Raw genomic sequence first — 23,241 nt, 5'->3', positions numbered from 1 at the left:
CTCAGCGCGTCGGCACCGGCGTGTCACCCCGGTAATCGTAGAACCCGCGCTTGGTCTTGCGGCCAAGCCAACCTGCCTCGACGTATTTCGTCATGAGCGGGCAGGGGCGGTACTTTGTGTCCGCCAAACCATCGTGCAGCACGTTCATGATGGCGAGGCAGGTGTCCAGTCCGATGAAATCCGCCAGTTCCAGCGGCCCCATGGGATGGTTTGCCCCCAGCTTCATCGCGGTGTCGATTGAGGAGACGTTGCCGACCCCTTCGTACAGCGTGTAGCAGGCCTCGTTGATCATTGGGATCAGGATACGGTTCACGATGAAGGCCGGGAAGTCCTCTGCCGACGCCGCGGTCTTCCCCAGCTTCTCGACCACTCCAAGACACGCGGCATAGGTTTCCTGATCGGTGGCGATGCCGCGGATCAGTTCGACCAGTTGCATCACGGGCACCGGGTTCATGAAGTGGAACCCCATGAACTTTTCGGGCCGGTCGGTGCGGCTGGCCAGACGTGTGATGGAAATCGAAGAGGTGTTCGACGTCAGAATCGTGTTGGGACGCAGAGAGGGCAGGATCGACTCGAAGATCTTGTGTTTGACGTCTTCCTTTTCGGTCGCGGCCTCGATCACCAGATCGGTATCGGCGACTTCGGCGATCTCCATGGTGGTCGAAATCCGCGCCAGCGCGGTATCGCGTTCCTCCTGGCTGATCTTCTCGCGGCTGACTTGCCGGTCGAGGTTCTTGCCAATCAGGTCCACCGCCTTGTCTAGCGACTCCTGGCGCACGTCGTTGAGCCGGACGTCATAACCCGCGAGGGCCATCACATGGGCGATTCCGTTGCCCATCTGCCCCGCACCCACGACACCGACCGACTTGATTTCCATTGCGCGTCTCCATTCTGGCCCGGGGCGACTGTAGGGCGCGGGGAGGACCGTCCGCAAGGGCTGCCCCGCACAGTGGCCGGGCGCATTTTAACATTAGCGAAATGGCAAACCCTTTGGGCGATTCTCGTCGCCGGGTGAATAAAGAAGGGTGGTGACATGTCCGTACATGGTGGGGGCCATGGTTCCCTAGAGTATTATCCGTGCCGATACGGAAACTCGCGTGTGATGTTTCGCGGTCCCCGCAGGGATCTTCAGGGACAATACGTCGCGTTCCTCGGCTCGACAGAGACATACGGTCGCTTTGTCGAGGCGCCGTTTCCCCTCCTGCTGGAGGAACGGCTAGGCGCGACCTGCATCAACTTCGGCGTGGTGAACGCCGGCGTCGATCTATATCTCAACGATCCGCCGGTCCTCGACCTCGTGATGCAGGCCAGTGCAAAGGTCGTGCAGGTGATGGGCGCGCAGAACATGTCGAACCGATACTACTCGGTGCATCCGCGTCGAAACGACCGGTTCCTGCGCGCGTCCGAACGGCTCGAATGGCTGTTTCCCGAGGTCGACTTTACCGAATTCCACTTCGTGCGTCACATGCTCGGTCGGCTGAAGGACGTGTCGGAAGAGCGGTTCGCGACTGTCGTGACGGAACTGAGGCAGGCCTGGATCGCCCGTATGAAGAACATGCTGACCCAGATACGGGGGCAGGTTGTGCTTCTCTGGTTCGCCGATCGCCCGGTGCCCGACGACGAGGCCCCGGACCTGGACCGGGATCCGTTGTTCATTACGCGCCAGATGATAGAGGTCCTGCGCCCGCGCGTCTCCCATGTCGTGGAGGTCAGCGCCTCCGCTGCGGCCCGTGCAGAAGGGACCGCTGGCATGGTGTTTTCCGACTTCGAATCCTGCGCCGCGGCAGAGCTGCAAGGCCCGAGGGCGCACGTCGAGGCCACCGATGCCCTGGAAAAGGTGCTGCGGCCCATGATCGGCCCGGCAGGTCAGCGGCAGTAAGCGGCTGAAAAGAAAGGTCCCGCAGGCGATGCTGCGGGACCTTCATGCGTCGGGCAATCAGGGCTGAACGCCCCTTGCTTACAGTTTGTCGGTGAGTTCCGGAACCGCTTCGAAGAGGTCCGCAACAAGGCCGTAGTCGGCGACCTGGAAGATCGGCGCTTCCTCGTCCTTGTTGATCGCCACGATGACTTTCGAGTCCTTCATGCCGGCAAGGTGCTGGATTGCGCCGGAGATGCCCACGGCGACGTAGAGGTTCGGTGCCACGACCTTGCCGGTCTGGCCCACCTGCCAGTCGTTCGGGGCAAAGCCCGAGTCGACTGCCGCGCGCGATGCGCCAACCGCGGCGCCCAGCTTGTCCGCCAGCTTCTCGATCAGCTCGAAGTTCTCCTCGGAGCCCACGCCACGACCGCCCGAGACGACGATGCCGGCGGAGGTCAGTTCCGGACGGTCGCTTTCGGCCACCTTGTCCTCGACCCACTCGGAAACGCCCGGATTCTCGCCCGCGCCGATGGCTTCAACGCTGGCCGACCCGCCGGTCGGCGCCGCATCGAAGGTCGACGTCCGGAAGGTGATGACCTTCGTCGCGTCCTTCGACTTCACCGTCTGGATCGCGTTGCCGGCGTAGATCGGGCGCTCGAACGTGTCGGCGTCCACGACGCCGGTCACGTCGGTCAGGATCATCACGTCCAGCGCAGCAGCGACGCGCGGCAGGATGTTCTTCGCGTCGGTGGTGGAGGGCGCGACCACGTGGCTGTAGTCGCCCGCCAGAGAGGTGATCAGCGCTGCGACCGGCTCCGCCAGACGGTGGCCATAGATCGCGTCTTCGGCAACCAGGACCTTCGACACGCCTTCGATGGTTGCGGCCTCGTCGGCGGCCGCCTTGGCGGAGGCGCCACAGGCCAGCACGGTCACGTCACCCAGCGCTTTCGCGGCGCTCACAGCCTTGGCGGTCGAGTCCATCGACAGGGCGCCATCGGTAATCTCGGCAATCAGCAGAACGGCCATCACACGATCCCCTTCTCTTTGAGCTTCGCCACCAGTTCGTCGACCGAGCCGACCATCTCGCCGGCCTGACGGGACTCGGGCTCGGTGGTTTTCACGATCTCCAGCCGCGGCGTCACGTCGACGCCGAGGTCGGCGGCGGTCTTTTCGTCCAGCGGTTTCTTCTTGGCCTTCATGATGTTCGGCAGCGAGGCATAGCGCGGCTCGTTTAGACGCAGGTCGGTCGAGATGATGGTCGGCATCTTCACCTTGATGGTCTGCAGGCCGCCGTCGACTTCGCGGGTGACCACGGCATGATCGCCATCGACGTCCACGGTGTTGGCGTACATCGCCTGGCTCCAGCCCAGAAGCGCCGAGAGCATCTGGCCGGTGGCGCCGAGGTCGTTGTCGATCGCCTGCTTGCCACAGAGCACGAGGCCCGGCTGCTCTTCCTCGATCACTTTGGCGAGGATCTTGGCGACGGCGAGCGGCTCGATGTCGGTGTGCACGTCATCGGCGGCCACCACGAGGATCGCCCGGTCGGCACCCATGGCGAGCGCGGTCCGCAGGGTTTCCTGCGCCTGCTTGACGCCGATGGAGACGGCGATGACTTCTTCGGCCTTCCCGGCCTCCTTCAGGCGGATCGCCTCTTCGACGGCAATTTCGTCGAAGGGGTTCATCGACATCTTCACGTTCGCCAGATCGACACCCGATCCGTCCGCTTTGACACGGACCTTCACGTTGTAGTCGATCACGCGCTTGACCGGTACCAGGACCTTCATAAGCGTGTTTCTCCTCAATTCGGCGGGGCGTTTCCCGCAGGATTCCTCTCGCACACACGTAACGTGCCATTTACCGAGGAAACAGGGCAAAATCGTCACGTCACGGTCATTCTACGTCGCGTTTCAAGGCGCGTAGGGGTGCGATGCCAATAGCCTCTGGGAACGATAGTTTCAATAGCGCCGCAGAAAGCGGAACGAAGTTTCGCTGCGTCGGCGCAGTTAGCCCTGGTTCCGTTCAGGTGTCGTCCGGATCGCCTTCGGTGTCGCAAATGCCCTTGAGGTCGGCCCATTCGGGGTCGGTCAGGATCGGGGTGGTGCCCTGCTGTCCGCCGGCAAAGTCATGGGCCTGGGCGGCGCGATCCTGAGTGACGGGGTGGCTGGCCAGGTAGGCCGGCAGGGCAAAGCCCTCAAGTTCCGCGATGCGGTCGAAGAAGCCCGCGAATCCTGCGGCGCTGACGCCCGCAGCCGCCAGCATTTCCAGCGCGAAGCTGTCGGCCTTGGCTTCTGCGTCACGCGTGTAGGAGGCCGAGATCATGTGTTCGCCCACGATGGCGATGGCCGCTCCGCCCGTGAAGTCGCCAAGGACCATGGTCAGCAGCCCGGCAGAGCCCGCTGCGCGCAGCGCCTCGCGCGTGGTGTCGCGGTTCTCGACATGGGCCAGTTCGTGGGCCAGCACGCCTGCGACCTCGTCGGGGTGGGTCGCCTTGTCCAGCAGCCCGCGGACCAGCACCACCTGACCGCCCGGGGCAGCGAAGGCGTTGATCATCGGGTGGTCGAATACCATCAGGTTGATGTCGTATTTCATCTCCTGACTCTCGGTCAGGCGGGTCAGCATCTTCTGCAGTGCCGCCTGCCCTCTGGGATCGGTGCAGCGTATGTCGGGCACGCGCGCACGGGCCAGCGCGCGCTCCATCTGCCGGGTCACGGTCTTGCCGAAGGCGACCTCGCGTTCCACCGGGATCACCCGGGCGAGCGTTCCGGCCAGCGCGGGTAGGATGACGAACAGCATGAGGCCTGCCGCCGCCACGGCGCCGACGGCGTAGGTTGCCAGCTTGCGCACCGACCCGGGATGGACCTCGGCCTTGAACAGACTGGGGCGGGTCTTTTGCAGCCAGGCGATCAGATCGGGGTCCAGGATCACCAGTCGGGCGATGTCGCGCGGCATCTCGTCGTCGGAGGCCGCGTGCCGGGTGACGGTCAGTCGCGCCTTGTCCGATGTGTCGGACAGGGCGCGGAGGTCCATCAGCCGCCAGCGCAACGGTTCTGTGAGGCTGTCGCCGTTGATGATCAGCGCCTGCCGGTCGTCGGACAGGGCGACAAGAACGTGATGCCGCGCCGCCGTCTGCCCGTCGAAGAACTGCGCGGCCGTACCCTCTGGTGACATCTCAGATCGCGCCGCCGATATCGAGCGCGTCGGCAAAGCCGTCCGCATCGACACCGGTTTCCGATTCGCGCTGGTGGACGCGGTCGAGCGCTTCGGGATTTTCCACGCGGATCGTGCTTATGTAGTGGGCCAGAATCGGCTGAGTGATGAGGATCAGGCTCAGTGCCTGCGTGACGACCAGCGCGACCAGGTAGCCAAGCCCCATGACGATGGCAAAGGCGACGATCCCGCCGACCGATCCGTCCTCGGCCAGCATGATCATCGGCACCGCAACCACGCCCACGGCGCCGAAAGCGACAGAGGCCAGAAGGCTCAGAAGCAAGCCGCCGACGATGTAGGTCTTGATGACGAATCCGGTCTTGGGTTCCGAGACGAACCGGACGGTGCCACCCAGGACCTTGTGACTCATGAGGTAGCCGAAGGACCGGACGCCGTAATAGACCGAACCGACAAGGAACCAGATGTAGCCGACGAAAATGCCGATGCCGCCAAGGACCGCCAAAGCGACCATCTCGTTCATCCCGCCGATGGCGATGAGTATGCCGCAGACGATGAAAAGGCCGAGCGCGATGAACAGGTGCTTCATCGCCGGGTAGAGCTTTGTCCACGTACCTTCCTGGATCAACCGGGTCGATCCGAAGAAGCTCCGATCCGACATGTACTTTTCGAGCTTGAAAGTGGCCAGCGGCATGAGCGCGCCCAGTGTCACGACGGTGAGAAGCCCGTAACCGAGCGCGCGGGCCACGTAGCCCCACGCCCCCTTTTCCATGCCCAGCCGGATGCCCCGGAAGCGTGTCCGCGCCATCTTGTATCGTCTTGCCCGGTACATCGCGAAGAGGATGAAGGGCAGGACCGCGAAGAGCGAAATGTAGATGGCTATGACTTGTCCGATCACCGCCTCGGTGCCAGCGGTCTCCGGATCGACCATGATGTTCAGGCCGAAGTAGAACAGGATCATCTGGAGGATGCCGAGGTAGACCGCCAGGAACACGATGGCGACGAGGAAGCCAAGGAACTTCTCCATGCCTGTGCCCGTGTATTCGAAGGTGTCGCCGCCGGCGCTGACCGAGGACCAGATGTACTTTCGGATGCGCGTCTTCTGCCAGAAGCGATAGATGCCGAGGGTCACCACGGTCAGCAGCCCGGTCTTGAAGGCCAGTTTGAACAGGGCCCCCTTCTCGCCTGAGTAGGACAATTGCATGGTGGCGGAATCTGGCTGCATCGAAATACCTTTGAAACTCAATTTGCCTGAATCCTAAGCGACTTGCAGTCTGAGCAAAAGTAGCGAAATCAATGCCTGGCCATGGGGGTGTTCAGCCGTCGGTCGTTTCGCAGACGTATTTCAACGCGTCCCATTCCCGAGGGGCCAGAACGGGCATCGGGGCAAAGCCCGCCGGAACAGCCGCGCGGGCCTGTGCGATCCGGTTGCCGAGGGCCGGATGGCTCTGGAAATGCGCGACGATGCCTTCTGCCTCGCCCCCCAGCGCCCGGAAGCGTTCGAACATCGTGGCAAGGGCGGCGGGCGACAGTCCGGAGCGCGCCATGACACGGTGCGCGAAAACGTCTGCCTCTGCCTCGGCACCCTGGCTGTACTGCGCGTCGATCAGCCTTTCGGCGAGAAACAGCACCACCGCGCCGCCCGCGAAATCGCCCAGCAGCAGTCCAAGGACCCCGATCGACCCGGCAGAGCGCAGCGCGTGGCGCGTCGGATCGCGGCTGGCCACATGGCCCATCTCGTGCGCGAAGACAGCGGCGATTTCCTCCGGGCGTTCAGCCGCATCGATCAGGCCGCGGAAAAAGACGATGTGCCCGCCCGGCAGCGCAAAGGCGTTGACCATGTCGTGGTCCAGCACGTGTACGGTGACTTGGACGGGCAGGTCGGCTTCCATCTCCAGCCGGGTCTGGATCTGGCGCAGGGCGTCCATGCCCTCAGGGGCAGAGCATATCCGGATCGGCGCGATGCCGGTCTCGTCCATCGCCTCGCGTATCTGGGCGAGCGTGACCTCTCCGAGCGCACGTTCGCCTTCGGGCGGGATGAAGTTGGCAAGCTGGTTGGCCATCACCGGGACCAGCACGAAAAGGATAAGCGCCACAGAGGTCACGGCACCGGCGGCCCAGCCCATCAGACGCCTTCGGTTTGCGACAGGCCGGGCGCGACGGCGGCGTGGCAGATGCGCGCGGATTCCGGTGTCGCGGACCAGAAGACGTTCCACGGCGTTGTCGGCCCGTGTCAGCACCACCAAGTCGCCGCCCGCGATGTCGGGCACCTCGCGCACGTCGTCCAACGGCCAGAAAAGCCCCGGACCCACAAGCGCCCCGCGTGCCGCGTCGACCTGCAGGATCAGGCGCTTTGGCTGCCCTGTCTCCCCGTCGAGATAGATGGAGGAGGTCTCGAACGCGCTCACAGGGAGGCTCCGACATCCAGTGCGTCGGCAAAGCCCTCGGCCTCCATATGTTCGTCTCTGGGCCTCTGGCGGAAGGTGACCATGTGCTCGGTGCCCGCGATGCTGAGGCCGGTGGCGTAGTGGCGCATCAGCGGCAACTTCACCCAGGCGGCAGTCAGAGCCGACCACAGCAGGAAAATGGCGAAGTAGCACATTACCGAAAGGGCGATCAGCAGCCAGCGGTTCAGGCCGGCGAAGAGCGGAGGCATGTCCTCGAGGCCCAATTCGACCAGCGTCTCCAAAGATTGCAGTTCCAGAAAAAGACCCAGCAGCATCAGGGTCGGAAACGCGGCGGCCAGGGCAGCCAGCGTGTAGCCCCCCGCCTGGATCCTGAAGACCTTGCCGGGTTTCGCGTCGAGTGTCAGTCGCAGCGGGCCGATGCGCTTCGTGGCGGTCAGACGTTTCAGGGTTTCGACCCGGTAATAGACGGTGGAGTAGACTGCGGTGATCCCGGCGATGACCATGAGCATCCAACCGTTCCCCGGCGAGACGGCGAGCCCGACGCTGCCGATGATCGCCAGTCCCAGCGTCGCGAAATGCCATTTCAGCGCAGGGAACAGCATCGTCCAGCGGCCCTCCTGCGCCATCCGCGTTTCTCCGAAAAAGGTGCGGTCGGTTCGGTATTTCTCCAGATGGAAGGTCATGCGCGGCCACAGGAGGCCCAGCGTGATCAGCGTCAGGAAACCATGGCCGAGCGCCCGGAAAGCATAGCCCCAGGCCCCCGGCGCCAGCCCGAAGCGCAGGCCCAGCCAGCGGGTGCGGGCCAGAACGTACCGCCGGGCGCGGTAACGGGCGTAGAACCAGATCGGAAACACCCCGACGAGCGACAGCAGGTAGGCGGCGAAGTTGCCCTGGAACACTGCGTAGCTGGCGAACATCAGCAGCAGGTTCACGATGCCGATGTAGAAGGCGAGGATGACGACTGCGATCAGGAAGCCCAGCAGTTTCTCATACGGGTCGCCCACGTATTCCAGGGGGTAACCGCCCGGGCGAACCGCCGACCACAACCAGCGCCGCACCCGCGTCTTCTGCCAGAACCGGTAGAGCCCCAGCGTCAGGACGGTCAGCAGGCCTGTTCCGAAGACCAGCCGGAACATCGGCCAGCGTGTTCCGGCAAATGCGGTCTGCCAGATCCGGTGTTCCGCGGCCGAGGTTGGTGCCTCGGGCGGTGCGCCCGTGGGTATAGTCTGACCGGCGTCCAATGCGTGTGTTCCGAAAATGCCTTTGCCCACTCAAATCCTGACGGTTCATGCAAGACCAGACAAGCGTTTCCAGGGCGACCGGGCGCTATCGGGTGTCCCGGGCCGAAAGGCGCATAGCCGAACATGTTTTGCCCATGGGCAGGCGCCGCCACGGTGGAGTGACGGCGCCTACCGGGATCAGTTGAACTTGTTGTCCCGCGGGAAGCCCCGTGGTGCCATGCGGCCCGAGCCCGCGCGCTTCGCCACCCATTCCGTCAACTCATCGCTGCTGACAGTGCGGGTGCGTCCCGCCGGGTCGAGCCACGACAGCCCGGCCTCCAGGGTGAAGGTACGCACATCGGACAGGCCGCCGTCCTTGTACTTCTGGAGCCGCACGCCCTTGCCGCGGCCCATCTCCGGCAGTTCGTCCAGCATGAAGATCAGCACCTTGCGGTTCTCACCGACGACGGCCACGGCATTGCCGGAGACGGGCTTGCAGATCATGGCCTTGACCGGGTCCTTGACGTTCAACACCTGCTTGCCAGCGCGGGTCTGGGCGATCACCTCGTCCTCGGGCACGAGGAAGCCGTCCCCGGCGCTGGATGCGACCAGCAGGCGCTGTCCCGGGCGATGGACAAGGATGTCAACGATCTCCGTGTCGTTGGGCAGGTCGACCATCAGGCGCAGGGGTTCGCCCATGCCACGCCCGCCGGGAAGGTTGGCGGCAAGCACGGTGTAGAACCGGCCGTTCGATCCGAAGACCAGCAGCTTGTCGGTGGTTTCGGCATGGAAGATGAAGCGCGGGCCGTCGCCGTCCTTGAACTTCAGCTCGCGGTCCAGAGCGATATGGCCGGTCATCGCGCGGATCCAGCCCATCTTGGAGCAGACGACGGTGACAGGTTCCCGCTCGATCATCGCTTCGAGCGGCACGTCCTCTGCCTCTGTCGCCTCTGCGAAGGTGGTCAGACGCTGGCCGCGCTTGTAGCCTTTGGTGAAGGTCTTCTTCACCTCGTTCAGCTCTTCCTTGATGCGGCCCCACTGCATGTCCTCGGACGCCAGAAGGTCCTCCAGTCCGGCGCGCTCTTCCATCAGCTTGTCGCGCTCGTTGACAAGCTCAAGCTCCTCCAACCGCCGCAAGCTGCGCAGCCGCATGTTGAGGATCGCCTCGGCCTGTACGTCCGACAGCCCTTCGGATCGTCCGACAAAGCGGCGCGGCACGGCCGACGATGTGCCATCGTCAGCGAGCACACCCCGTTCCACCGCATCGGGGTCGTCGCGCAGTTCCAGCGCCTTGACGTCGACGCCCGTCAGCGGAGAGCGGTAGTCGCGTTCGTCGGTGGCGCGCGGGATGGTGGACTGGTGCGGGCGCGACCAATCCTCGTACATCAACGCGGCCTTGGGGTCGTCGTCGTAACGGATGATGTCGATCACCCGGTCGAGGTTGAGGAAGGCGATGATCAGGCCTTCGAGCACCTCCAGCCGGTTGTCGATCTTCGCCATCCGGTGCTTCGAGCGGCGGATCAGCACGTCGCGGCGGAAGTCGAGGAAGGCGCGCAGGCATTCCTTGAGCGAACACACCTTTGGAGTCACGCCGTCGATCAGCACGTTCATGTTCAGCGAGAAACGGATTTCCAGATCGGAGTTCCGGAACAGCATGTTCATCAGCAGGTCCGGATCGACGTTCTTTGTCTTCGGTTCCAGCACCATGCGGATGTCGTCGGCGCTTTCGTCTCGGACGTCGGCCAGCACCGGGATCTTCTTGGTCTGGATCAGTTCGGCGATGCGCTCGACCAGCTTGGATTTCTGCACCTGATAGGGGATTTCCGTGACCACCGCCTGCCACTGGCCACGGCCCAGATCCTCCACGTGCCAGCGCGCGCGCAGACGGATGGAGCCGCGCCCGGTGCGGTAGGCGGTCGCGATGTTCTCGGCCGGTTCGACGATGACTCCGCCGGTCGGGAAATCCGGCCCCGGCACGTACTGCATCAGCGTGTCGTCCACGGCGTTGGGCGACCGGATCAGGTGCAGACAGGCGTTGATGAGTTCGCCGATGTTGTGCGGCGGAATGTTCGTCGCCATGCCGACCGCGATGCCGGACGACCCGTTGGCCAGCAGGTTCGGATAAGACGCGGGCAGGACGGAGGGTTCTTCCAGCCGGCCGTCGTAGTTCGGACGGAAATCGACGGAGTTCTCGTCGAGCCCTTCCAGCAGCGCCTCGGACATCACCGTCATGCGCGCCTCGGTGTACCGCGAGGCCGCCGGGTTGTCGCCGTCGATGTTGCCGAAATTGCCCTGACCGTCGACCAGCGGATAGCGGATCGTGAAGTCCTGGGCGAGGCGGGCCATGGCGTCATAGATCGCCGCGTCGCCGTGCGGGTGGAAGTCCCCCATCGTATCCCCTGAAATCTTTGCGGATTTCAGGAAGCCCCCGGTGGAACTAAGTCGCAGTCTGCGCATTGCATATAGGATACGACGATGGACTGGCTTCAGCCCGTCACGGGCATCCGGCAGCGCCCTGTGCATGATCGTGGACAGCGCATACGTCAGGTAGCGCTCCCCGATGGCGCGGCGCAAAGGCTCCGCAAGGTTGCGGGCATTCATGTTGGGGTCGAGGTCATCGTCGGACATAGATGTCGTGATATCGTTGCCTCGGCACCGCAGCAAGCGACAGTGTGGGAAATATTCTCCAAATGCGCTTATGGCGTGTTGGGGAATCGGATAAACTGGAAGGTGGCCGCCGAGCTGCGGGCGGCTGGGTCGCGGGGGCGATCCCTTCTGTGCGAATATGGGGGTTGGGCATGGGTAAGATCATCCTGCTTACGTTTGGGGTTCTTGGTTGGGCGTGGTACGAACTGTCCGGCGGCAGCGCATTCGTTGCGGGCCAGAACGGGGTGGATTGGGTCGCCACGGCGCAGCCGTCACGGGCACCTGTGGTGTCGACCTCGGGCGCAGAGCCGGAAGCGGTGACCCGAGCCGATACGACCGAAATGCACGCTATGGTGCAGCCTGCCGTAGCTTCTCCGCGTCCTTCGCAGGTCAAGACGGTGTACGTATCCTCCGGCAGCAAAATGGCGGTCGACAGCGGCAAGCTGGCCCTGCTCGATGCCGCGTTCACCAGCGAAGAGGACGTCCAGAGCGACATTCACAAGGTTGCCGCGACCGTGGACAGCGTCGACGAGGCTGTCGCGGCCGCCGTCGCCGAATACCGCACCGTCACCGGGTCCCGTGTGAACCTGCGCGCTGGCCCCTCCACCAGCTTCGACGCCGTCACCCAGCTTCTGGAAGGCGAAGAGGTCGAGGTGCTGGACGAAACGCCGGACGGCTGGGTGAAGCTGCGGGCCACGGATGGCAACAACATCGGCTGGATGTCCGGCAGCTTCCTGACCGCATCGAACTGATTTCGGACAGACGACACGCCGGGTGCAACAACGTTCTGTCCTGATCACCGGATGCTCTTCGGGCATCGGTTTCGACGCCGCCCACGGATTGAAATCCCGTGGGTGGCGCGTTTTTGCGTCTTGCCGGCAGGAGACCGACTGCGTTCGTTTCCGCGCCGAAGGCTTTGAAAGCCCCCGCATCGACTACACCCGGCCTGAGACCATCGCGGCGGGCCTGTCCGAGGTTCTGGACGCCACCGGCGGCACGCTGGACGCCCTGTTCAACAATGGCGCCCACGCCATCCCCGGCGCGCTGGAAGATCTGCCGATCGAAGGCCTGCGCGCGCTGTTCGAGGCCAACGTCTTCGGCTGGCACGACCTGACCCGGCGGGCGATGCCGGTCATGCGGGCGCAGGGGCACGGGCGGATCGTCAATCACTCCTCTGTCCTGGGGTTGGTGGTGATGCCCTGGCGCGGCGCCTACAACGCGACAAAGCACGCGTTGGAGGGGCTGACCGACACGCTCAGGCTGGAGATGCGCGACACGCCGATCCACGTCATCACATTGAACACCGGGCCTGTGACGTCGAAGATCCGGGTGAACTCCATTCCGCATTTCGAGAAATGGGTGGACTGGGAAAACAGTCCGCGCGCGCCGCAGTACCGCGAGAAGCTGTTGAAGCGGCTCTACGAATCCCGGGGCAAGGACATGTTCGAGCTGCCGCCCTCGGCGGTGACGGCGAAGCTGGTCCACGCGCTCGAAAGCCGTCGCCCCCGCCCGCGGTACTACGTCACCACGGCGACGCACCTGATGGGCGCGGCCCGTCGGGTGCTGACGACGCGGGCGATGGATGCGCTCTGCGCCAAGGGAGGCTGACGTGACGCAGGCGGGACGGGTTCGCAAAGCGGTCCGCGCGCGCTAAGTGAACGTGAAACCTTCGCAGGCCGCTTGGGAGGCACCATGCGCGACGATCCCCTTTTCATCCTCATCGCCCTCGTCATGCTGGGAGTCGTGGGGATTTTGTTGTTTGGAATCGGTAGCTTCGCCAAAGGCGGGGCGTTCAGCCGGAAGTGGTCGAACAAGGCGATGCAATGGCGGATCGGGGCGCAGTTCGTGGCGATTGTCCTGATCCTGCTGTTCGTCTACATCCGGCGCGGCGGATAAGACGGGGGAAGACATGGTAGTCCTGAGCAAGATCTACACGCGCACCGGTGACAAGGGCGAGACCGCGCTGGGCAACGGCGCGCGGGTGAAGAAATACGATCCCCGGGTCGAGGCCTATGGCACCGCGGACGAGCTGAACGCCTGTGTCGGCGTGGCGCGGCTTGCGGCGTCGGGGGACGTGGATGGCGCGCTGTCCCGCATTCAGAACGACCTCTTCGACCTGGGCGCCGACCTGTGCCGCCCGGATATCGAGAAGGACGCCGAGGCGGAGTATCCGCCGCTGCGGATGGTCGACGCGCAAGTGGTTCGTCTGGAAGAAGAAATCGACGCGATGAATGCTTCTCTGGAGCCCTTGCGGAGCTTCGTCCTGCCGGGCGGATCGGCGCTTTCGGCGCATCTGCACGTGTGCCGGACGGTGGCCCGGCGGGCAGAGCGGCTGTGTGTCGAACTGGCCTCTGCCGAGGCGGTGAATCCGGCGGCGGTGAAGTATCTCAACCGCCTGTCCGACTGGTTCTTCGTTGCCGCGCGGATCGCCAACGACAACGGCACCGCCGATGTCCTGTGGGTTCCGGGCGCGAACCGCGGCTAGCGCCGTATGCGCGGCGAACGGCTTCTCGGACATTAACCTTACCGGTGCGCGCGGTGGTGTGAACGCAACGCGCGCTGGCCAGGCGGGCACAACATGTCGTGTGTCGGCAGGCCCGATGCACCGCGCGTTAACCGCTTCTTGGGAAACATTGCCGTTCTGTAAGGGGTGAACCGGCCGGTTGAGCCCCCCGAACCGGCCGGTTGGTAACCTTTGGCCGTTGTCACTGCGAAAACGTGGTTAACGGGCCGAAATGCCGCAGTGACGCATCGCCCCGGCGGATCTGCTTCGGTGGGTTCGGGATGCCTCCGGCGGAGGTATTTTTCGCCAAGATGAAGGGGAGGGCGTGGCGACCCCGATACCGATTGTGCGGTGTCGTGGGGGCCATGGAGCTTCGGGCTGGCGCGGGCCGCAGACATTGGGTTTGCGCCGGGCCCGCTTTGGTCAGAGCGGTTCCGCTTCCAGCCACACGCCGCCCTGCGGGCGCAGCGTCAGGATCATCACCGGGTCGGGGTCGCGCCCGCGGACCGGGGCGAAGCGGAAATTGGCGAGGAGCGTGGCGAGGATGATGACCGCCTCCTGCAGCGCGAAGCTGGCGCCGATGCAGATGCGCGGCCCATCGCCGAACGGCAGGTAGGCGTAGCGGTCCGGCTTCTTTTCCCACCGGTCCGGGCGGAAGGCGTGGGGATCGTCGTAGAGCGCGTGGTGGCGGTGCAGCGCGTAGATCGGCAGGATCACGGTGTCGCCCTTGCGGATCTCGCGCCCGCAGAGCGTGTCGTCCTCGCGCGCGGTGCGCGAGACCATGCCGGCGGGCGGGTAGAGGCGCAGCGCCTCGTCGATGACCTTTCGGATGAAGGGCAGGTTCGGCACGTCCTCGCCGCCTGCAACCCCGCCGTTCAGCACCGATCGCGCCTCGGCCCGGGCGCGGGTCTGGGCCTCCTGGTCGAAGGCCATGAGGTAGAGCGACCACGACAGCGTCAGGGCCGTCGTCTCGTGCCCTGCGACGATGAAGGTGAGCAGGTTGTCGCGCAACTCGGCCGTGGACATGGTGCGCCCGGTTTCCGGATCGGCGCCCGCCTTCAGCAGGTCGAGCAGGTCCGGTACCGTGTTGGGATCGCGCTGCGCCCGTGCCTCGATCGCGCGGTCGGCCATCTGCTTCATCTGGTTGACGCCGCCCGCGAAGAAGGCCCGCCCCGGACGCGGCACCCAATCGGGGAAGCCCAGCAGGTCGAAGAGCGACACGCGCCCGGCTTCGGCGATGTAGGCGTCGATGGCGGAGTGCACGCCGTCGCGGTCGAAGGTGCTGTCGCCGGAGAAGGTCACGTCGGAGATCACGTCGAAGGTGACGCTGACCATTTCCTCCAGGAAGTCGACGGCGCGCGGTCCGGCGGCGCGGATGCGATCCACCGACCGGCCCGCCGCGGCGCTCATCACCGGGGCGAGGTTCATCACGTTGCGGTGACCGAAGACCGGCGCGGCGGTGCGCCTTTGCCAGCGCCAGTGGGCGCCCTCGGCGATGAACAGGCTTTCGCCGATGGCCGGTTTCAGCAGGTTCTTGGTGACCAGGCTTTTGGGGTAGGCGTCGAGGTTTTCCAGCAGGACGCGCCGGATCGCGGGCGGGTCCATGACCATGTGCCAGCGTTTGCCGGTCTTGCCCGAGAGGATGGGCTGGCGGGTTGCGACCTCGGGGATGATCGACAGCACGTTCCGGCGCGAGGCCTGCAGGCTGCCCCAGAGCCCCAGCGGCCGGGTGACCAGCGGCACCTGCACGGGCTGGCGATGCGGCTTGAGATCGGTCATGGCGCGCTCCCGGCCTTGCGGCCTGTGGTTTCCCTGCAAACATAGGCGGGATCGTGCCATTGACAACGGCCGACAAGATTGCACGTAAACCGTGGCTGCGGTACGGGAAAACCAAGTCAACGGGGGTACCTATGGTACGCATTCTTGCCATTCTGAGCCTGATGCTGGGCCTTGCCGCCTGCACGGATGCGACATCCGACCTGTCGCGGCCGGTCGAACCGCTGGGCGACTTCACGATGGGACACGCGATCGTCGTGGCGCCGAAGCTCAACATGGTGGGCATCTCGAAGGAGGCCAGCCGCGAGGAATGGGTGACGGCGGTCGACCGCGCGGTGGAGAAGCGGTTCCGCCGCTACGACGGCGGCAAGTTCTATCATCTGGGCATCAGCCTTGAGGAATATTCGCTCGCGGTGCCGGTGCCGCTTGTGCCTAGCAAGTCCGGATTGTCGCTGCGTGTGACCGTCTGGGACGATGCGGCGAAGGCCAAGATGAACGAGGAAACCCACGTGGTGCGGGTTGTCCAGGTGCTGCCGTCCTACGGGATGACGCGCGAACAGCAGATCGCCTCGCTGTCCGAGGAAGCGGCGCTGTGGATCGAAAAATGGCTGCGCGAGCGCATGAAGGAAGACGGCTGGTTTGCGACGGCGGGTTCCGCCACCGTCACCGCGGCCGCGCCCGTGCAGGCCGGCACGCCCGCCGCGCTGCCTGAAGGCTGATCGAACGGCTTGATTTTCCGGCTGCGACTCAATAAACGCCCCGCCATGTGAACCGGGCCAGATGTGTGGCCCCATGAACCATGAGGCGTCTGAGAGATGGCAAAGGAAAAGTTTTCGCGGTCGAAACCGCACTGCAACATCGGCACGATCGGTCACGTTGACCACGGGAAGACGACGCTGACGGCGGCGATCACGAAGTACTTCGGCGAATTCCAGGCCTACGACCAGATCGACGGCGCGCCGGAAGAGAAGGCCCGCGGGATCACGATCTCGACGGCGCACGTGGAGTACGAGACCGAGAACCGCCACTACGCGCACGTCGACTGCCCCGGCCACGCCGACTACGTGAAGAACATGATCACCGGCGCGGCGCAGATGGACGGCGCGATCCTGGTGGTGAACGCAGCCGACGGCCCGATGCCGCAGACGCGCGAGCACATCCTGCTCGGCCGTCAGGTGGGCATCCCGGCGATGGTGGTGTTCCTGAACAAGGTCGACCAGGTGGACGACGAGGAACTGCTCGAGCTGGTCGAGATGGAAGTGCGCGAGCTTCTGTCCGCCTACGACTTCCCGGGCGACGACATTCCGATCGTCGCGGGTTCGGCCCTGGCCGCTCTCGAAGGCCGTGACGAAGCCATCGGCGAGAACAAGATCCGCGAACTGATGGCCGCTGTCGACGAGTACATCCCGCAGCCGCCGCGCGCCACCGACCAGCCGTTCCTGATGCCGATCGAAGACGTGTTCTCGATCTCGGGCCGCGGTACGGTTGTGACCGGCCGCGTCGAGCGTGGTGTCGTGAACGTCGGCGACGAACTGGAAATCGTCGGCATCAAGGACACGCAGAAGACGACCTGCACGGGCGTCGAGATGTTCCGCAAGCTGCTGGACCGCGGTGAAGCGGGCGACAACATAGGCGCGCTGCTGCGCGGCATCGACCGTGACGCGGTCGAGCGCGGCCAGGTTCTGTGCAAGCCGAAGTCGGTGAACCCGCACACGAAGTTCGAGTGCGAGGTCTACATCCTGACGAAGGAAGAAGGCGGCCGCCACACGCCGTTCTTCAAGAACTACCGTCCGCAGTTCTACTTCCGCACGACCGACGTGACGGGCACCGTCGAGCTGCCGGAAGGCACCGAGATGGTGATGCCGGGCGACAACCTGAAGTTCAACGTGGAGCTGATCGCACCGATCGCGATGGAAGAAGGCCTGCGCTTCGCCATCCGCGAAGGCGGCCGCACCGTCGGTTCGGGCGTCGTCTCCAAGATCGTCGCGTAACAACGCGCCAGCGTTGTTGCCAGTGTGATGCCGCATGGCAGTGGCTTCCGCAGGAAGCTCACGAGAATGCGGTGTCAACACCCGGTGAAGATTAAAGAAGGCCGCTCCCAACCGGAGCGGCCTTCTCGCGTCGATACCGTACATCTCATCCGGTATCCAAACAGCGCTCCACTCCGTAGGGCGGGGCTGTGCGCCGCCCTGCCTCAACGGTCGAGCGTCAGGCGGAAGACACCGTTGGGGTAGGCCGCGTCGCCGATGTGGAAATGCGTGGTGCCGATGCGCTCGAACCCCTGCCTCAGGTAGAAGGCGATGGCGGGGGCATTCTCGGCGTTGGTGGTCAGCCAGACAGAGGGCGCGCCCAGCGATCGGGCGCGGTCCAGCCCGCTGGCCAGCAGCGCACGGCCAAGGCCGCGTCCGTGGTGCCTCGGCTGGACATAGAGGGTCGAGATTTCCAGATCCGAACATCCGGGCACCGGCGCGGGGCGGTTGCGGGTGAGGCGGATGAACCCGTCCGGGCCTTCCTCGTTCTCGGACAGGATCACGTGCTCGGCCGGGTCGGCCAGCATCGCGGCGAGGTTCGCGGCGGTGAAGGTGTCCAGCGCGTATCCCGCATAGGCGGCGCTGACGCCGCGCCGGATGTAGGTGTGCATCCAGACCTCGAAGGAGATTGCCGCAAGGATCGCGGCGTCAGACATCCCGGCGGGGCGCAGCGTGATCGGCGGGACAGTGGTCATGCCGCCGGGATCACAGGCGGCGCAGCATGAAGACGGAGAGCGGGTCGGACACGTAGTCGCCGAACGGCGGGCAATCCGCAAAGCCCGTCCCGTGGTAGAGCGCGCGGGCCGCGGCGAACTCTGGCTGCGTCCCGGTTTCGAGGCAGAGGCCCACGGCCCCGCCCGTGCGGGCCTGCGCCGTCAGCCCGTCCAGCAGCACCTTGCCGAGACCCTCTCCGCGCCGCTCGCGGGCGACGTGCATGCTCTTGAGCTCCATCACCGTGCCGCCCTCGGGCCAATCCACGTCCCTGGGCCATGCCGCCTGGTCCAGCGGTTTCAGCGCACCGACGGCGCAGGGCAGGCCCCCGGCGCGCAGGGCAAAGACCCTGGCCCCGCTGGCGCGCAGCGCGCCCGATGTCATGACGTGGCAGCTTTCCTCCGGGGATTGCGCGCGCATGTCGGCATGGTGGCGGGCCAGCAGCGCCTCGACGGCGTTGTCGGGGCTGCGCACCTCCTCAAGGGTCAGTGTCTGGTCCATCGGTGTTCCCTTCCGGCGTGGTGCGGCGACCCTTCGCCGTTCCGCCCGGATCGTCAAGACATTCGGCGTGCGCGTGGCCCATTGCGCGCGGCCGTCGCCGCTCTATCCTCCGATTCATGAGCACACTCGTTCCCGTTCAGCAGGACATGATCCTGCACGCCTTTGCCATTGACGGCCCCGATGCGGGCCGCCGCCTTGCACCGGACGAAGTGCCGGAGTTCCTGCTGGAGGATACGCTGGCCTGGGTGCATCTGCGCGCCCAGCACGCCGACACGCCGGCGTGGATCGTGGAGAACCTGTCCTATCTCGATCCGACGATCATCGACGCGCTGGTGGCCGAAGAGACGCGCCCGCGTGTGACGCCGGTGGGGGACGGGCTGATCGTCATCCTGCGCGGCATCAACACGATCGAGGGCGAGGCGCCCGAGGACATGGTTTCGGTCCGGATGTGGATCGACCCGCACCGCATCGTGTCGCTGGCGATGCGGCAGGTGAAGGCGGTGGAGGACATCTCGGACAGTCTCGACCGCGGGGGCGGGCCTCGGGACGCGGCGGAGTTCCTCGTGATGCTGACGGAGCGCCTGACCTACCGGATCGAGGCGTTCTGGCGCGAGCTGGACGACAAGGCCGACGACCTGGAGGAAGAAGTGCTGGACGAGGTGCGGCCGGAAATGACCGGACGGCTGGTAGATCTGCGGCGCACGGCGATCATCCTGCGCCGCTACCTCCAGCCCCAGCGCGACGCGATGCGGACCTTGCAGATGGTCCATCCCGACTGGGTGGAGGGCGACGACCTGCGGCAACTGGCGGAAGAGCTGGACGCCCTGGAACGGGTGGTGGAGGACGCCGACGCGCTGCGCGACCGGATGGCGCTTGTGCGGGACGAGGTGCAGAGTGCGCGGGACGAGCGTCTGAACCGCAACCTTTACCTGCTGTCGATCCTGTCGGCGGTGTTCCTGCCCCTGGGCTTCCTGACGGGGCTGTTCGGGATCAACCTTGCGGGGATGCCGGGGGCACATGCGCCCTGGGCCTTCTGGGTGTTCTCCGGTGCGCTGTGCGTCATCGGTGCCCTGCAACTGGCGATCCTGCGACGGTTGCGCTGGATCTGAGGGCAAGGGGTTAACGCATCCCCTGAAACGTATTGGCCGCCCCCCTTTCGGGGAGCGGCATTGTCACGGTTGGTATCGCGCGGGCTGGGAGTGAGGGCCCGTGCGATACCTTGCGACAGATCACTTCAGAACTGCACGGATGCCGTTGCGCAGATCGTTCGAGTCGCCGCCGGAGTGCACAACTGCGTTGATCTGGTGAACCTGAGTGTCGGTCAGGTTGGCGTAGTCGGCGTTCGGCAGCAGGATGTAGGCTTCGGACGACAGGCGCGGGGCCGGAGCAGCGGAAGCCACGCCGGTCAGAAGAACGGTTGCGGCGAGCGTGGATGCGATGAGCGTTTTCATTGTATTTCTCCAATTTCAGGTGGCGGCGTCGATGCCGCCGGTCTTGTTTGCGTCGGTGTTTGCTTCCGACACCGAACAAGTAGGCCCGCCGTCTGAGATGTTGAAATCACGAAGAAATCTCGAACTTTTCACGGAAAAGTGAGCTTGAAATCTGCGGCGGCCAGACGGGTTCCTGTGCATTTCGAGACACGTTTGGTGCGGCTCAAGCCGGGTTGGCCGAAACGGCGTTTCGAGGGTTTCAAGGGGGCGCGTCGCGGGCCGCGTCCTGGTCCGGTGAACATGGTGAATTCGCATTGTGCACATTCGATGTGCGGGAATGAAAAATCGGATTTTGTCTCTTGCGGGGCGGTTTGCGCGTCCCAGACGGCCCCTTGGGGCATGAGATTCCAACGGGTTCAGAGGGGTGAATCGGGTGAAGCGAGGGCCCAAAACAAAGAAAGCCGTCCTCTTGGAGGGCGGCTCTCTTTGGTCTGGTATCGGTCGTTCTGGTACTGGGCGGGCGGAACGGCCCGTCCGGCGGGGTTTACAACAGCGCGGCGCGGATGCCGTTGACCATGTCGTTGTGGTCGCCGCCGGAGTGAAGCACGGCGTTGATCTCGGCGATCTGGATGTTGGTCAGGTGCGCGTAGTTCGCATCGGGGAGCACATTGTAGACGCCGGAGTCGAGGGTCTGCGCGGACACGGGGGCCGCGTAGCTTGCGGAAGCGCCGGAGAGGAGAACCGAAGCGGCGAGGACGGAGGCAATGAGCGGTTTCATGATTTTTCCTTTCGAGGTTGGGGCCGGGCCTTCGGGCCATTCCCGGTGGTCCCGGCGGTGTCGGGCGTCTTGTCCGTCCGACACAATTGATATGGGTATCGGCCTGCCCCTGGGGAATTCACTTTGCAGTCGCGCCGCGTCGCGAAACCGTGCTGTCAAGGCTGCACGATTCCCGGCGGGACACGGGCCGGCCTGTGGTCCTGGTTGTGGTCCGGAGGATTGCCTTGCGGGAGTATCGGGGGACGGCCTGCTGCGCGCCCTTATGGTGCCGGAACACGGTGCAAATTCCGTGACAAAGACGTCTTGATTTCACCCGCAGGCCCGTGTACCTGACGGCACGGCCTGAAGGGGTATAGCTCAGCTGGTAGAGCGACGGTCTCCAAAACCGTAGGTCGCGGGTTCGAACCCTGCTGCCCCTGCCATTTCCACCGACATGGCTTTCGCGCGCGTCGCCGGTCGCCTGTCACAGGTGTTTTGCCGGTCGCACCGGCGCAGGTATTTCGGCACAGATGTCGTGCGGGTATTGTGGTCGCCATAAAAAAGGGGCCACCCGAAGGCGGCCCCGTAATCGCTAAAGCGAACCCGGTTTATTCGATACCGAGGTAAGCGCGCATTTCGCGCTTCTTGTCGTTCTCGTTGCCGTCACCGTTCATGATCGACAGCAGAGCGGCGGTCTGCTGCTCGGTCAGGGTCGATGCGTCCAGCTCGGGGATATAGGATTCGATCTGGTTCACGTTGAACGAACCTTCGTCGTTCATGTCCGTGACGCTGTCGGCTTCTGCCACTTCGGGCAGCGGCTCTTCGACTTCCATGGCCGGCGGGTTGTCCGACTGGAAATCGCCCAGATAGGCTTCCATCTGGCGGGACTTCTCGTTCTCGTTGCCCGGGCCGTTGGCGATACCGATCAGCGTGTTGACCTGCTCGTCGCTCAGCGCGGCGACGTTCACGTCAGGCAGGAAGCCCGCGATGGTGTTCTCGTCGTAGCTGGTCTGCGCGACGGCACCGGTTGCAATGACGGACACGATGGCGGTTGCGGTGAGAAAACGTTTCATAAGGATGTCTCCTTTCATCTCAGTTGGCGGTGCAGAGCACCTTGTCGGCTGTGCTGTCTGCACCTGCCTTGCACAAAACCAACCCGCTCCCCCAATGATCGTTCCAAGAAAATTCGATTAATTTTCAGTTCCTTACGAGAGCGTGATCGGCTGTGATCAGGCACGAGAAAGAGGCCGCGAAACGCGGCCCCTTTCCGGGTAGACCTGTGGGCAGGATTACATCTGGAGGGTTTCGATGTAGGCCTTGATCGCCTCTTCGTCGTTGGTTGCCAAGACGGCCCGAAGCTCTGCGAACTGCTCGTCGGTCAGCTCGTAGACGTCGACGCCCGGTGCGTATGCCATCATAGCCTCGACCTCGGCATCGGACAGGCCGTCGGGGTAGAGGGTGATTTCCAGCTCGGGGTTGTTCGACTTGAACTCGCCCAGGTAGGCGCGCATCTCGCGCTCCTTGGACTCTTCGTTGCCGTCGCCGCTGATGATTGCCATCAGGGATGCGACCTGCGCGTCGGGGAGCATCTCCACGTTCACCTCGGGGATGAAGGTGTTGATCTCGTTTGCGTTGAAGCTGCTTTCGCTCTGGGCCATTGCGCCGGTGGCGATCACGGAGACAAGGGCGGTGGCGGTCAGAATACGTTTCATGTCATTTCCTTTTCTGCTGCGCCTCCGGTGCAGTTGCCGTGGCGCTCTGGGGGGGTAAACTTCGCAAGTCCGGAAAAGGTTCATTCGGTTCTTTCACGTAAGCGGGAGCGGCTGATGCCTTGCTTTTGCCGCCGCCCGCGCGTACATGCCCACGAAACCGCAGCACACGGGACATTCACGCATGGCGACGACCAACCCGCTCACGTTTATCCAGCAGGTCCGCGCAGAAGTGGCCAAGATCGTCTGGCCGACCCGGCGCGAAGTCACGCTGACCAGCATCATGGTCTTCATCATGGCATCGCTGACGGCGGTCTTCTTTGCGCTGGTCGACCTTGCGATCCGGTCCGGTCTGACGGGCATCCTGACGTATTTCGGCGGAAGCTGATCCGGCGCCGATCCGGGGCGCGGCAACGCTCCGGCCCTTGCCATCCGGTTTCGGACGGTGTAACGGACGGGTCCAGTTTCCGGCGCGCGGCTATAAAGGCTCGCGCGCCGTTTCATTTCCGGAAGGCGCCCCGTGCGGG

Annotated in this window: 24 protein-coding genes and 1 tRNA gene; 10 read left to right on the top strand and 15 right to left on the bottom strand. The window is 64.5% G+C overall.

Features of this window, described 5'->3' with window-relative positions:
• Position 1 precedes the first annotated feature (1 nt).
• Positions 2 to 877 carry a 3-hydroxybutyryl-CoA dehydrogenase gene (locus tag ABFK29_RS21225; protein ID WP_005862863.1) on the bottom strand — a complete coding sequence of 292 codons (876 nt, stop codon included), beginning with the start codon at positions 875 to 877 and terminating at the stop codon, positions 2 to 4.
• A gap of 156 nt (positions 878 to 1,033) precedes the next feature.
• On the opposite strand from ABFK29_RS21225, the gene ABFK29_RS21220 reads away from it, so the two are divergent.
• The gene (locus tag ABFK29_RS21220) at positions 1,034 to 1,879 is read left to right on the top strand and encodes a DUF6473 family protein (protein WP_040605062.1); all 846 of its coding nucleotides are present in this window, start codon (positions 1,034 to 1,036) and stop codon (positions 1,877 to 1,879) included.
• Between the two features lie 78 nt (positions 1,880 to 1,957).
• Here the strand turns inward: ABFK29_RS21220 and ABFK29_RS21215 are convergent, their stop codons facing one another.
• From ABFK29_RS21215 to ABFK29_RS21185, 7 genes are all read right to left on the bottom strand, one after another.
• The gene (locus tag ABFK29_RS21215) at positions 1,958 to 2,884 is read right to left on the bottom strand and encodes an electron transfer flavoprotein subunit alpha/FixB family protein (protein ID WP_005862860.1); all 927 of its coding nucleotides are present in this window, start codon (positions 2,882 to 2,884) and stop codon (positions 1,958 to 1,960) included.
• Positions 2,884 to 3,642, bottom strand: coding sequence for an electron transfer flavoprotein subunit beta/FixA family protein (locus tag ABFK29_RS21210; RefSeq protein ID WP_005862858.1), 759 nt, complete (start codon positions 3,640 to 3,642; stop codon positions 2,884 to 2,886). The genes ABFK29_RS21215 and ABFK29_RS21210 overlap by 1 nt, the downstream gene beginning before the upstream one ends.
• 235 nt (positions 3,643 to 3,877) lie before the next feature.
• Complete coding sequence (locus ABFK29_RS21205; RefSeq protein ID WP_005862856.1) at positions 3,878 to 5,026, bottom strand: M48 family metallopeptidase; 1,149 nt, start codon at positions 5,024 to 5,026, stop codon at positions 3,878 to 3,880.
• 1 nt (position 5,027) lies between these two features.
• Positions 5,028 to 6,248 (bottom strand): YjgN family protein, encoded by a 1,221-nt coding sequence (locus ABFK29_RS21200; protein ID WP_005862854.1) that lies wholly within the window; start codon positions 6,246 to 6,248, stop codon positions 5,028 to 5,030.
• 91 nt (positions 6,249 to 6,339) lie between these two features.
• Complete coding sequence (locus ABFK29_RS21195; RefSeq protein WP_005862853.1) at positions 6,340 to 7,431, bottom strand: M48 family metallopeptidase; 1,092 nt, start codon at positions 7,429 to 7,431, stop codon at positions 6,340 to 6,342.
• On the bottom strand, positions 7,428 to 8,567 hold the full coding sequence (locus tag ABFK29_RS21190; protein WP_005862851.1) for a DUF898 family protein: 1,140 nt from the start codon (positions 8,565 to 8,567) through the stop codon (positions 7,428 to 7,430). Before ABFK29_RS21190 ends, ABFK29_RS21195 begins: the two co-directional genes overlap by 4 nt.
• Before the next feature lie 282 nt (positions 8,568 to 8,849).
• Positions 8,850 to 11,279: a DNA topoisomerase IV subunit A gene (locus tag ABFK29_RS21185; RefSeq protein ID WP_005862848.1), complete on the bottom strand. Its 2,430-nt coding sequence runs from the start codon at positions 11,277 to 11,279 to the stop codon at positions 8,850 to 8,852.
• 170 nt (positions 11,280 to 11,449) lie between these two features.
• Between ABFK29_RS21185 and ABFK29_RS21180 the strand changes: the two genes are divergently transcribed.
• The 4 genes from ABFK29_RS21180 to ABFK29_RS21165 all read left to right on the top strand — a co-directional run bounded on the left by ABFK29_RS21180 (position 11,450) and on the right by ABFK29_RS21165 (position 13,782).
• On the top strand, positions 11,450 to 12,049 hold the full coding sequence (locus tag ABFK29_RS21180; protein WP_005862847.1) for an SH3 domain-containing protein: 600 nt from the start codon (positions 11,450 to 11,452) through the stop codon (positions 12,047 to 12,049).
• A gap of 22 nt (positions 12,050 to 12,071) precedes the next feature.
• Positions 12,072 to 12,905, top strand: coding sequence for an SDR family NAD(P)-dependent oxidoreductase (locus ABFK29_RS21175; RefSeq protein ID WP_005862845.1), 834 nt, complete (start codon positions 12,072 to 12,074; stop codon positions 12,903 to 12,905).
• Positions 12,906 to 12,989: 84 nt separating this feature from the next.
• Positions 12,990 to 13,193 carry a twin transmembrane helix small protein gene (locus ABFK29_RS21170; protein WP_005862844.1) on the top strand — a complete coding sequence of 68 codons (204 nt, stop codon included), beginning with the start codon at positions 12,990 to 12,992 and terminating at the stop codon, positions 13,191 to 13,193.
• A gap of 13 nt (positions 13,194 to 13,206) precedes the next feature.
• Entirely contained in the window at positions 13,207 to 13,782 is a 576-nt protein-coding gene (locus ABFK29_RS21165; protein WP_005862843.1) for a cob(I)yrinic acid a,c-diamide adenosyltransferase, read from the top strand.
• 441 nt (positions 13,783 to 14,223) lie between these two features.
• Here ABFK29_RS21165 and ABFK29_RS21160 read toward each other — a convergent pair whose 3' ends face one another.
• Complete coding sequence (locus tag ABFK29_RS21160; protein WP_005862841.1) at positions 14,224 to 15,579, bottom strand: cytochrome P450; 1,356 nt, start codon at positions 15,577 to 15,579, stop codon at positions 14,224 to 14,226.
• Between the two features lie 131 nt (positions 15,580 to 15,710).
• On the opposite strand from ABFK29_RS21160, the gene ABFK29_RS21155 reads away from it, so the two are divergent.
• Both ABFK29_RS21155 and tuf read left to right on the top strand, forming a co-directional pair.
• Entirely contained in the window at positions 15,711 to 16,295 is a 585-nt protein-coding gene (locus ABFK29_RS21155) for a hypothetical protein (protein ID WP_005862840.1), read from the top strand.
• A gap of 96 nt (positions 16,296 to 16,391) precedes the next feature.
• Complete coding sequence (gene tuf, locus ABFK29_RS21150; RefSeq protein ID WP_005862789.1) at positions 16,392 to 17,567, top strand: elongation factor Tu; 1,176 nt, start codon at positions 16,392 to 16,394, stop codon at positions 17,565 to 17,567.
• 203 nt (positions 17,568 to 17,770) lie between these two features.
• Here the strand turns inward: tuf and ABFK29_RS21145 are convergent, their stop codons facing one another.
• On the bottom strand, positions 17,771 to 18,301 hold the full coding sequence (locus ABFK29_RS21145) for a GNAT family N-acetyltransferase (protein WP_005862838.1): 531 nt from the start codon (positions 18,299 to 18,301) through the stop codon (positions 17,771 to 17,773).
• 10 nt (positions 18,302 to 18,311) lie between these two features.
• Positions 18,312 to 18,818, bottom strand: a complete 507-nt coding sequence (locus ABFK29_RS21140; RefSeq protein WP_005862837.1) for a GNAT family N-acetyltransferase — start codon at positions 18,816 to 18,818, stop codon at positions 18,312 to 18,314.
• A 116-nt stretch (positions 18,819 to 18,934) separates the two neighbouring features.
• Between ABFK29_RS21140 and ABFK29_RS21135 the strand changes: the two genes are divergently transcribed.
• Positions 18,935 to 19,927: a zinc transporter ZntB gene (locus tag ABFK29_RS21135; RefSeq protein ID WP_005862836.1), complete on the top strand. Its 993-nt coding sequence runs from the start codon at positions 18,935 to 18,937 to the stop codon at positions 19,925 to 19,927.
• A gap of 120 nt (positions 19,928 to 20,047) precedes the next feature.
• Here ABFK29_RS21135 and ABFK29_RS21130 read toward each other — a convergent pair whose 3' ends face one another.
• Entirely contained in the window at positions 20,048 to 20,269 is a 222-nt protein-coding gene (locus tag ABFK29_RS21130; protein WP_005862835.1) for a hypothetical protein, read from the bottom strand.
• 523 nt (positions 20,270 to 20,792) lie between these two features.
• Positions 20,793 to 21,026 carry a hypothetical protein gene (locus ABFK29_RS21125; protein WP_005862833.1) on the bottom strand — a complete coding sequence of 78 codons (234 nt, stop codon included), beginning with the start codon at positions 21,024 to 21,026 and terminating at the stop codon, positions 20,793 to 20,795.
• 346 nt (positions 21,027 to 21,372) lie between these two features.
• Here ABFK29_RS21125 and ABFK29_RS21120 point away from each other — a divergent pair.
• Positions 21,373 to 21,448 (top strand) — tRNA-Trp (locus ABFK29_RS21120).
• 165 nt (positions 21,449 to 21,613) lie between these two features.
• On the opposite strand, the gene ABFK29_RS21115 is transcribed toward ABFK29_RS21120, so the two are convergent.
• Positions 21,614 to 22,078, bottom strand: coding sequence for a hypothetical protein (locus tag ABFK29_RS21115; RefSeq protein WP_040605061.1), 465 nt, complete (start codon positions 22,076 to 22,078; stop codon positions 21,614 to 21,616).
• Positions 22,079 to 22,294: 216 nt separating this feature from the next.
• Positions 22,295 to 22,717, bottom strand: coding sequence for a hypothetical protein (locus ABFK29_RS21110; RefSeq protein WP_005862829.1), 423 nt, complete (start codon positions 22,715 to 22,717; stop codon positions 22,295 to 22,297).
• A 181-nt stretch (positions 22,718 to 22,898) separates the two neighbouring features.
• Between ABFK29_RS21110 and secE the strand changes: the two genes are divergently transcribed.
• Complete coding sequence (secE, locus tag ABFK29_RS21105; RefSeq protein ID WP_040605060.1) at positions 22,899 to 23,102, top strand: preprotein translocase subunit SecE; 204 nt, start codon at positions 22,899 to 22,901, stop codon at positions 23,100 to 23,102.
• Positions 23,103 to 23,241: the final 139 nt, after the last annotated feature.

The sequence above is a fragment of the Sagittula stellata E-37 genome, assembly GCF_039724765.1.
In the GTDB taxonomy this organism is placed as follows: domain Bacteria; phylum Pseudomonadota; class Alphaproteobacteria; order Rhodobacterales; family Rhodobacteraceae; genus Sagittula; species Sagittula stellata.
Note: the sequence above shows the minus strand (reverse complement) of the source record. Positions and strands in the feature narration are given on the sequence as shown.

What these genes read in the sequence shown, in the direction of transcription:
- ABFK29_RS21125 (WP_005862833.1), bottom strand. Translation starts at nt 21,026, where the DNA reads ATGAAACCGCTCATTGCCTCCGTCCTCGCCGCTTCGGTTCTCCTCTCC.
- ABFK29_RS21155 (WP_005862840.1), top strand. Translation starts at nt 15,711, where the DNA reads ATGGTACGCATTCTTGCCATTCTGAGCCTGATGCTGGGCCTTGCCGCC.
- ABFK29_RS21145 (WP_005862838.1), bottom strand. Translation starts at nt 18,301, where the DNA reads ATGACCACTGTCCCGCCGATCACGCTGCGCCCCGCCGGGATGTCTGAC.
- secE (WP_040605060.1), top strand. Translation starts at nt 22,899, where the DNA reads ATGGCGACGACCAACCCGCTCACGTTTATCCAGCAGGTCCGCGCAGAA.
- ABFK29_RS21135 (WP_005862836.1), top strand. Translation starts at nt 18,935, where the DNA reads ATGAGCACACTCGTTCCCGTTCAGCAGGACATGATCCTGCACGCCTTT.
- ABFK29_RS21110 (WP_005862829.1), bottom strand. Translation starts at nt 22,717, where the DNA reads ATGAAACGTATTCTGACCGCCACCGCCCTTGTCTCCGTGATCGCCACC.
- ABFK29_RS21190 (WP_005862851.1), bottom strand. Translation starts at nt 8,567, where the DNA reads ATGTTCCGGCTGGTCTTCGGAACAGGCCTGCTGACCGTCCTGACGCTG.
- ABFK29_RS21115 (WP_040605061.1), bottom strand. Translation starts at nt 22,078, where the DNA reads ATGAAACGTTTTCTCACCGCAACCGCCATCGTGTCCGTCATTGCAACC.
- ABFK29_RS21180 (WP_005862847.1), top strand. Translation starts at nt 11,450, where the DNA reads ATGGGTAAGATCATCCTGCTTACGTTTGGGGTTCTTGGTTGGGCGTGG.
- ABFK29_RS21130 (WP_005862835.1), bottom strand. Translation starts at nt 20,269, where the DNA reads ATGAAAACGCTCATCGCATCCACGCTCGCCGCAACCGTTCTTCTGACC.
- ABFK29_RS21220 (WP_040605062.1), top strand. Translation starts at nt 1,034, where the DNA reads ATGTCCGTACATGGTGGGGGCCATGGTTCCCTAGAGTATTATCCGTGC.
- ABFK29_RS21205 (WP_005862856.1), bottom strand. Translation starts at nt 5,026, where the DNA reads ATGTCACCAGAGGGTACGGCCGCGCAGTTCTTCGACGGGCAGACGGCG.
- ABFK29_RS21165 (WP_005862843.1), top strand. Translation starts at nt 13,207, where the DNA reads ATGGTAGTCCTGAGCAAGATCTACACGCGCACCGGTGACAAGGGCGAG.
- ABFK29_RS21200 (WP_005862854.1), bottom strand. Translation starts at nt 6,248, where the DNA reads ATGCAGCCAGATTCCGCCACCATGCAATTGTCCTACTCAGGCGAGAAG.
- ABFK29_RS21160 (WP_005862841.1), bottom strand. Translation starts at nt 15,579, where the DNA reads ATGACCGATCTCAAGCCGCATCGCCAGCCCGTGCAGGTGCCGCTGGTC.
- ABFK29_RS21225 (WP_005862863.1), bottom strand. Translation starts at nt 877, where the DNA reads ATGGAAATCAAGTCGGTCGGTGTCGTGGGTGCGGGGCAGATGGGCAAC.
- ABFK29_RS21215 (WP_005862860.1), bottom strand. Translation starts at nt 2,884, where the DNA reads ATGGCCGTTCTGCTGATTGCCGAGATTACCGATGGCGCCCTGTCGATG.
- ABFK29_RS21185 (WP_005862848.1), bottom strand. Translation starts at nt 11,279, where the DNA reads ATGTCCGACGATGACCTCGACCCCAACATGAATGCCCGCAACCTTGCG.
- ABFK29_RS21140 (WP_005862837.1), bottom strand. Translation starts at nt 18,818, where the DNA reads ATGGACCAGACACTGACCCTTGAGGAGGTGCGCAGCCCCGACAACGCC.
- ABFK29_RS21170 (WP_005862844.1), top strand. Translation starts at nt 12,990, where the DNA reads ATGCGCGACGATCCCCTTTTCATCCTCATCGCCCTCGTCATGCTGGGA.
- ABFK29_RS21210 (WP_005862858.1), bottom strand. Translation starts at nt 3,642, where the DNA reads ATGAAGGTCCTGGTACCGGTCAAGCGCGTGATCGACTACAACGTGAAG.
- tuf (WP_005862789.1), top strand. Translation starts at nt 16,392, where the DNA reads ATGGCAAAGGAAAAGTTTTCGCGGTCGAAACCGCACTGCAACATCGGC.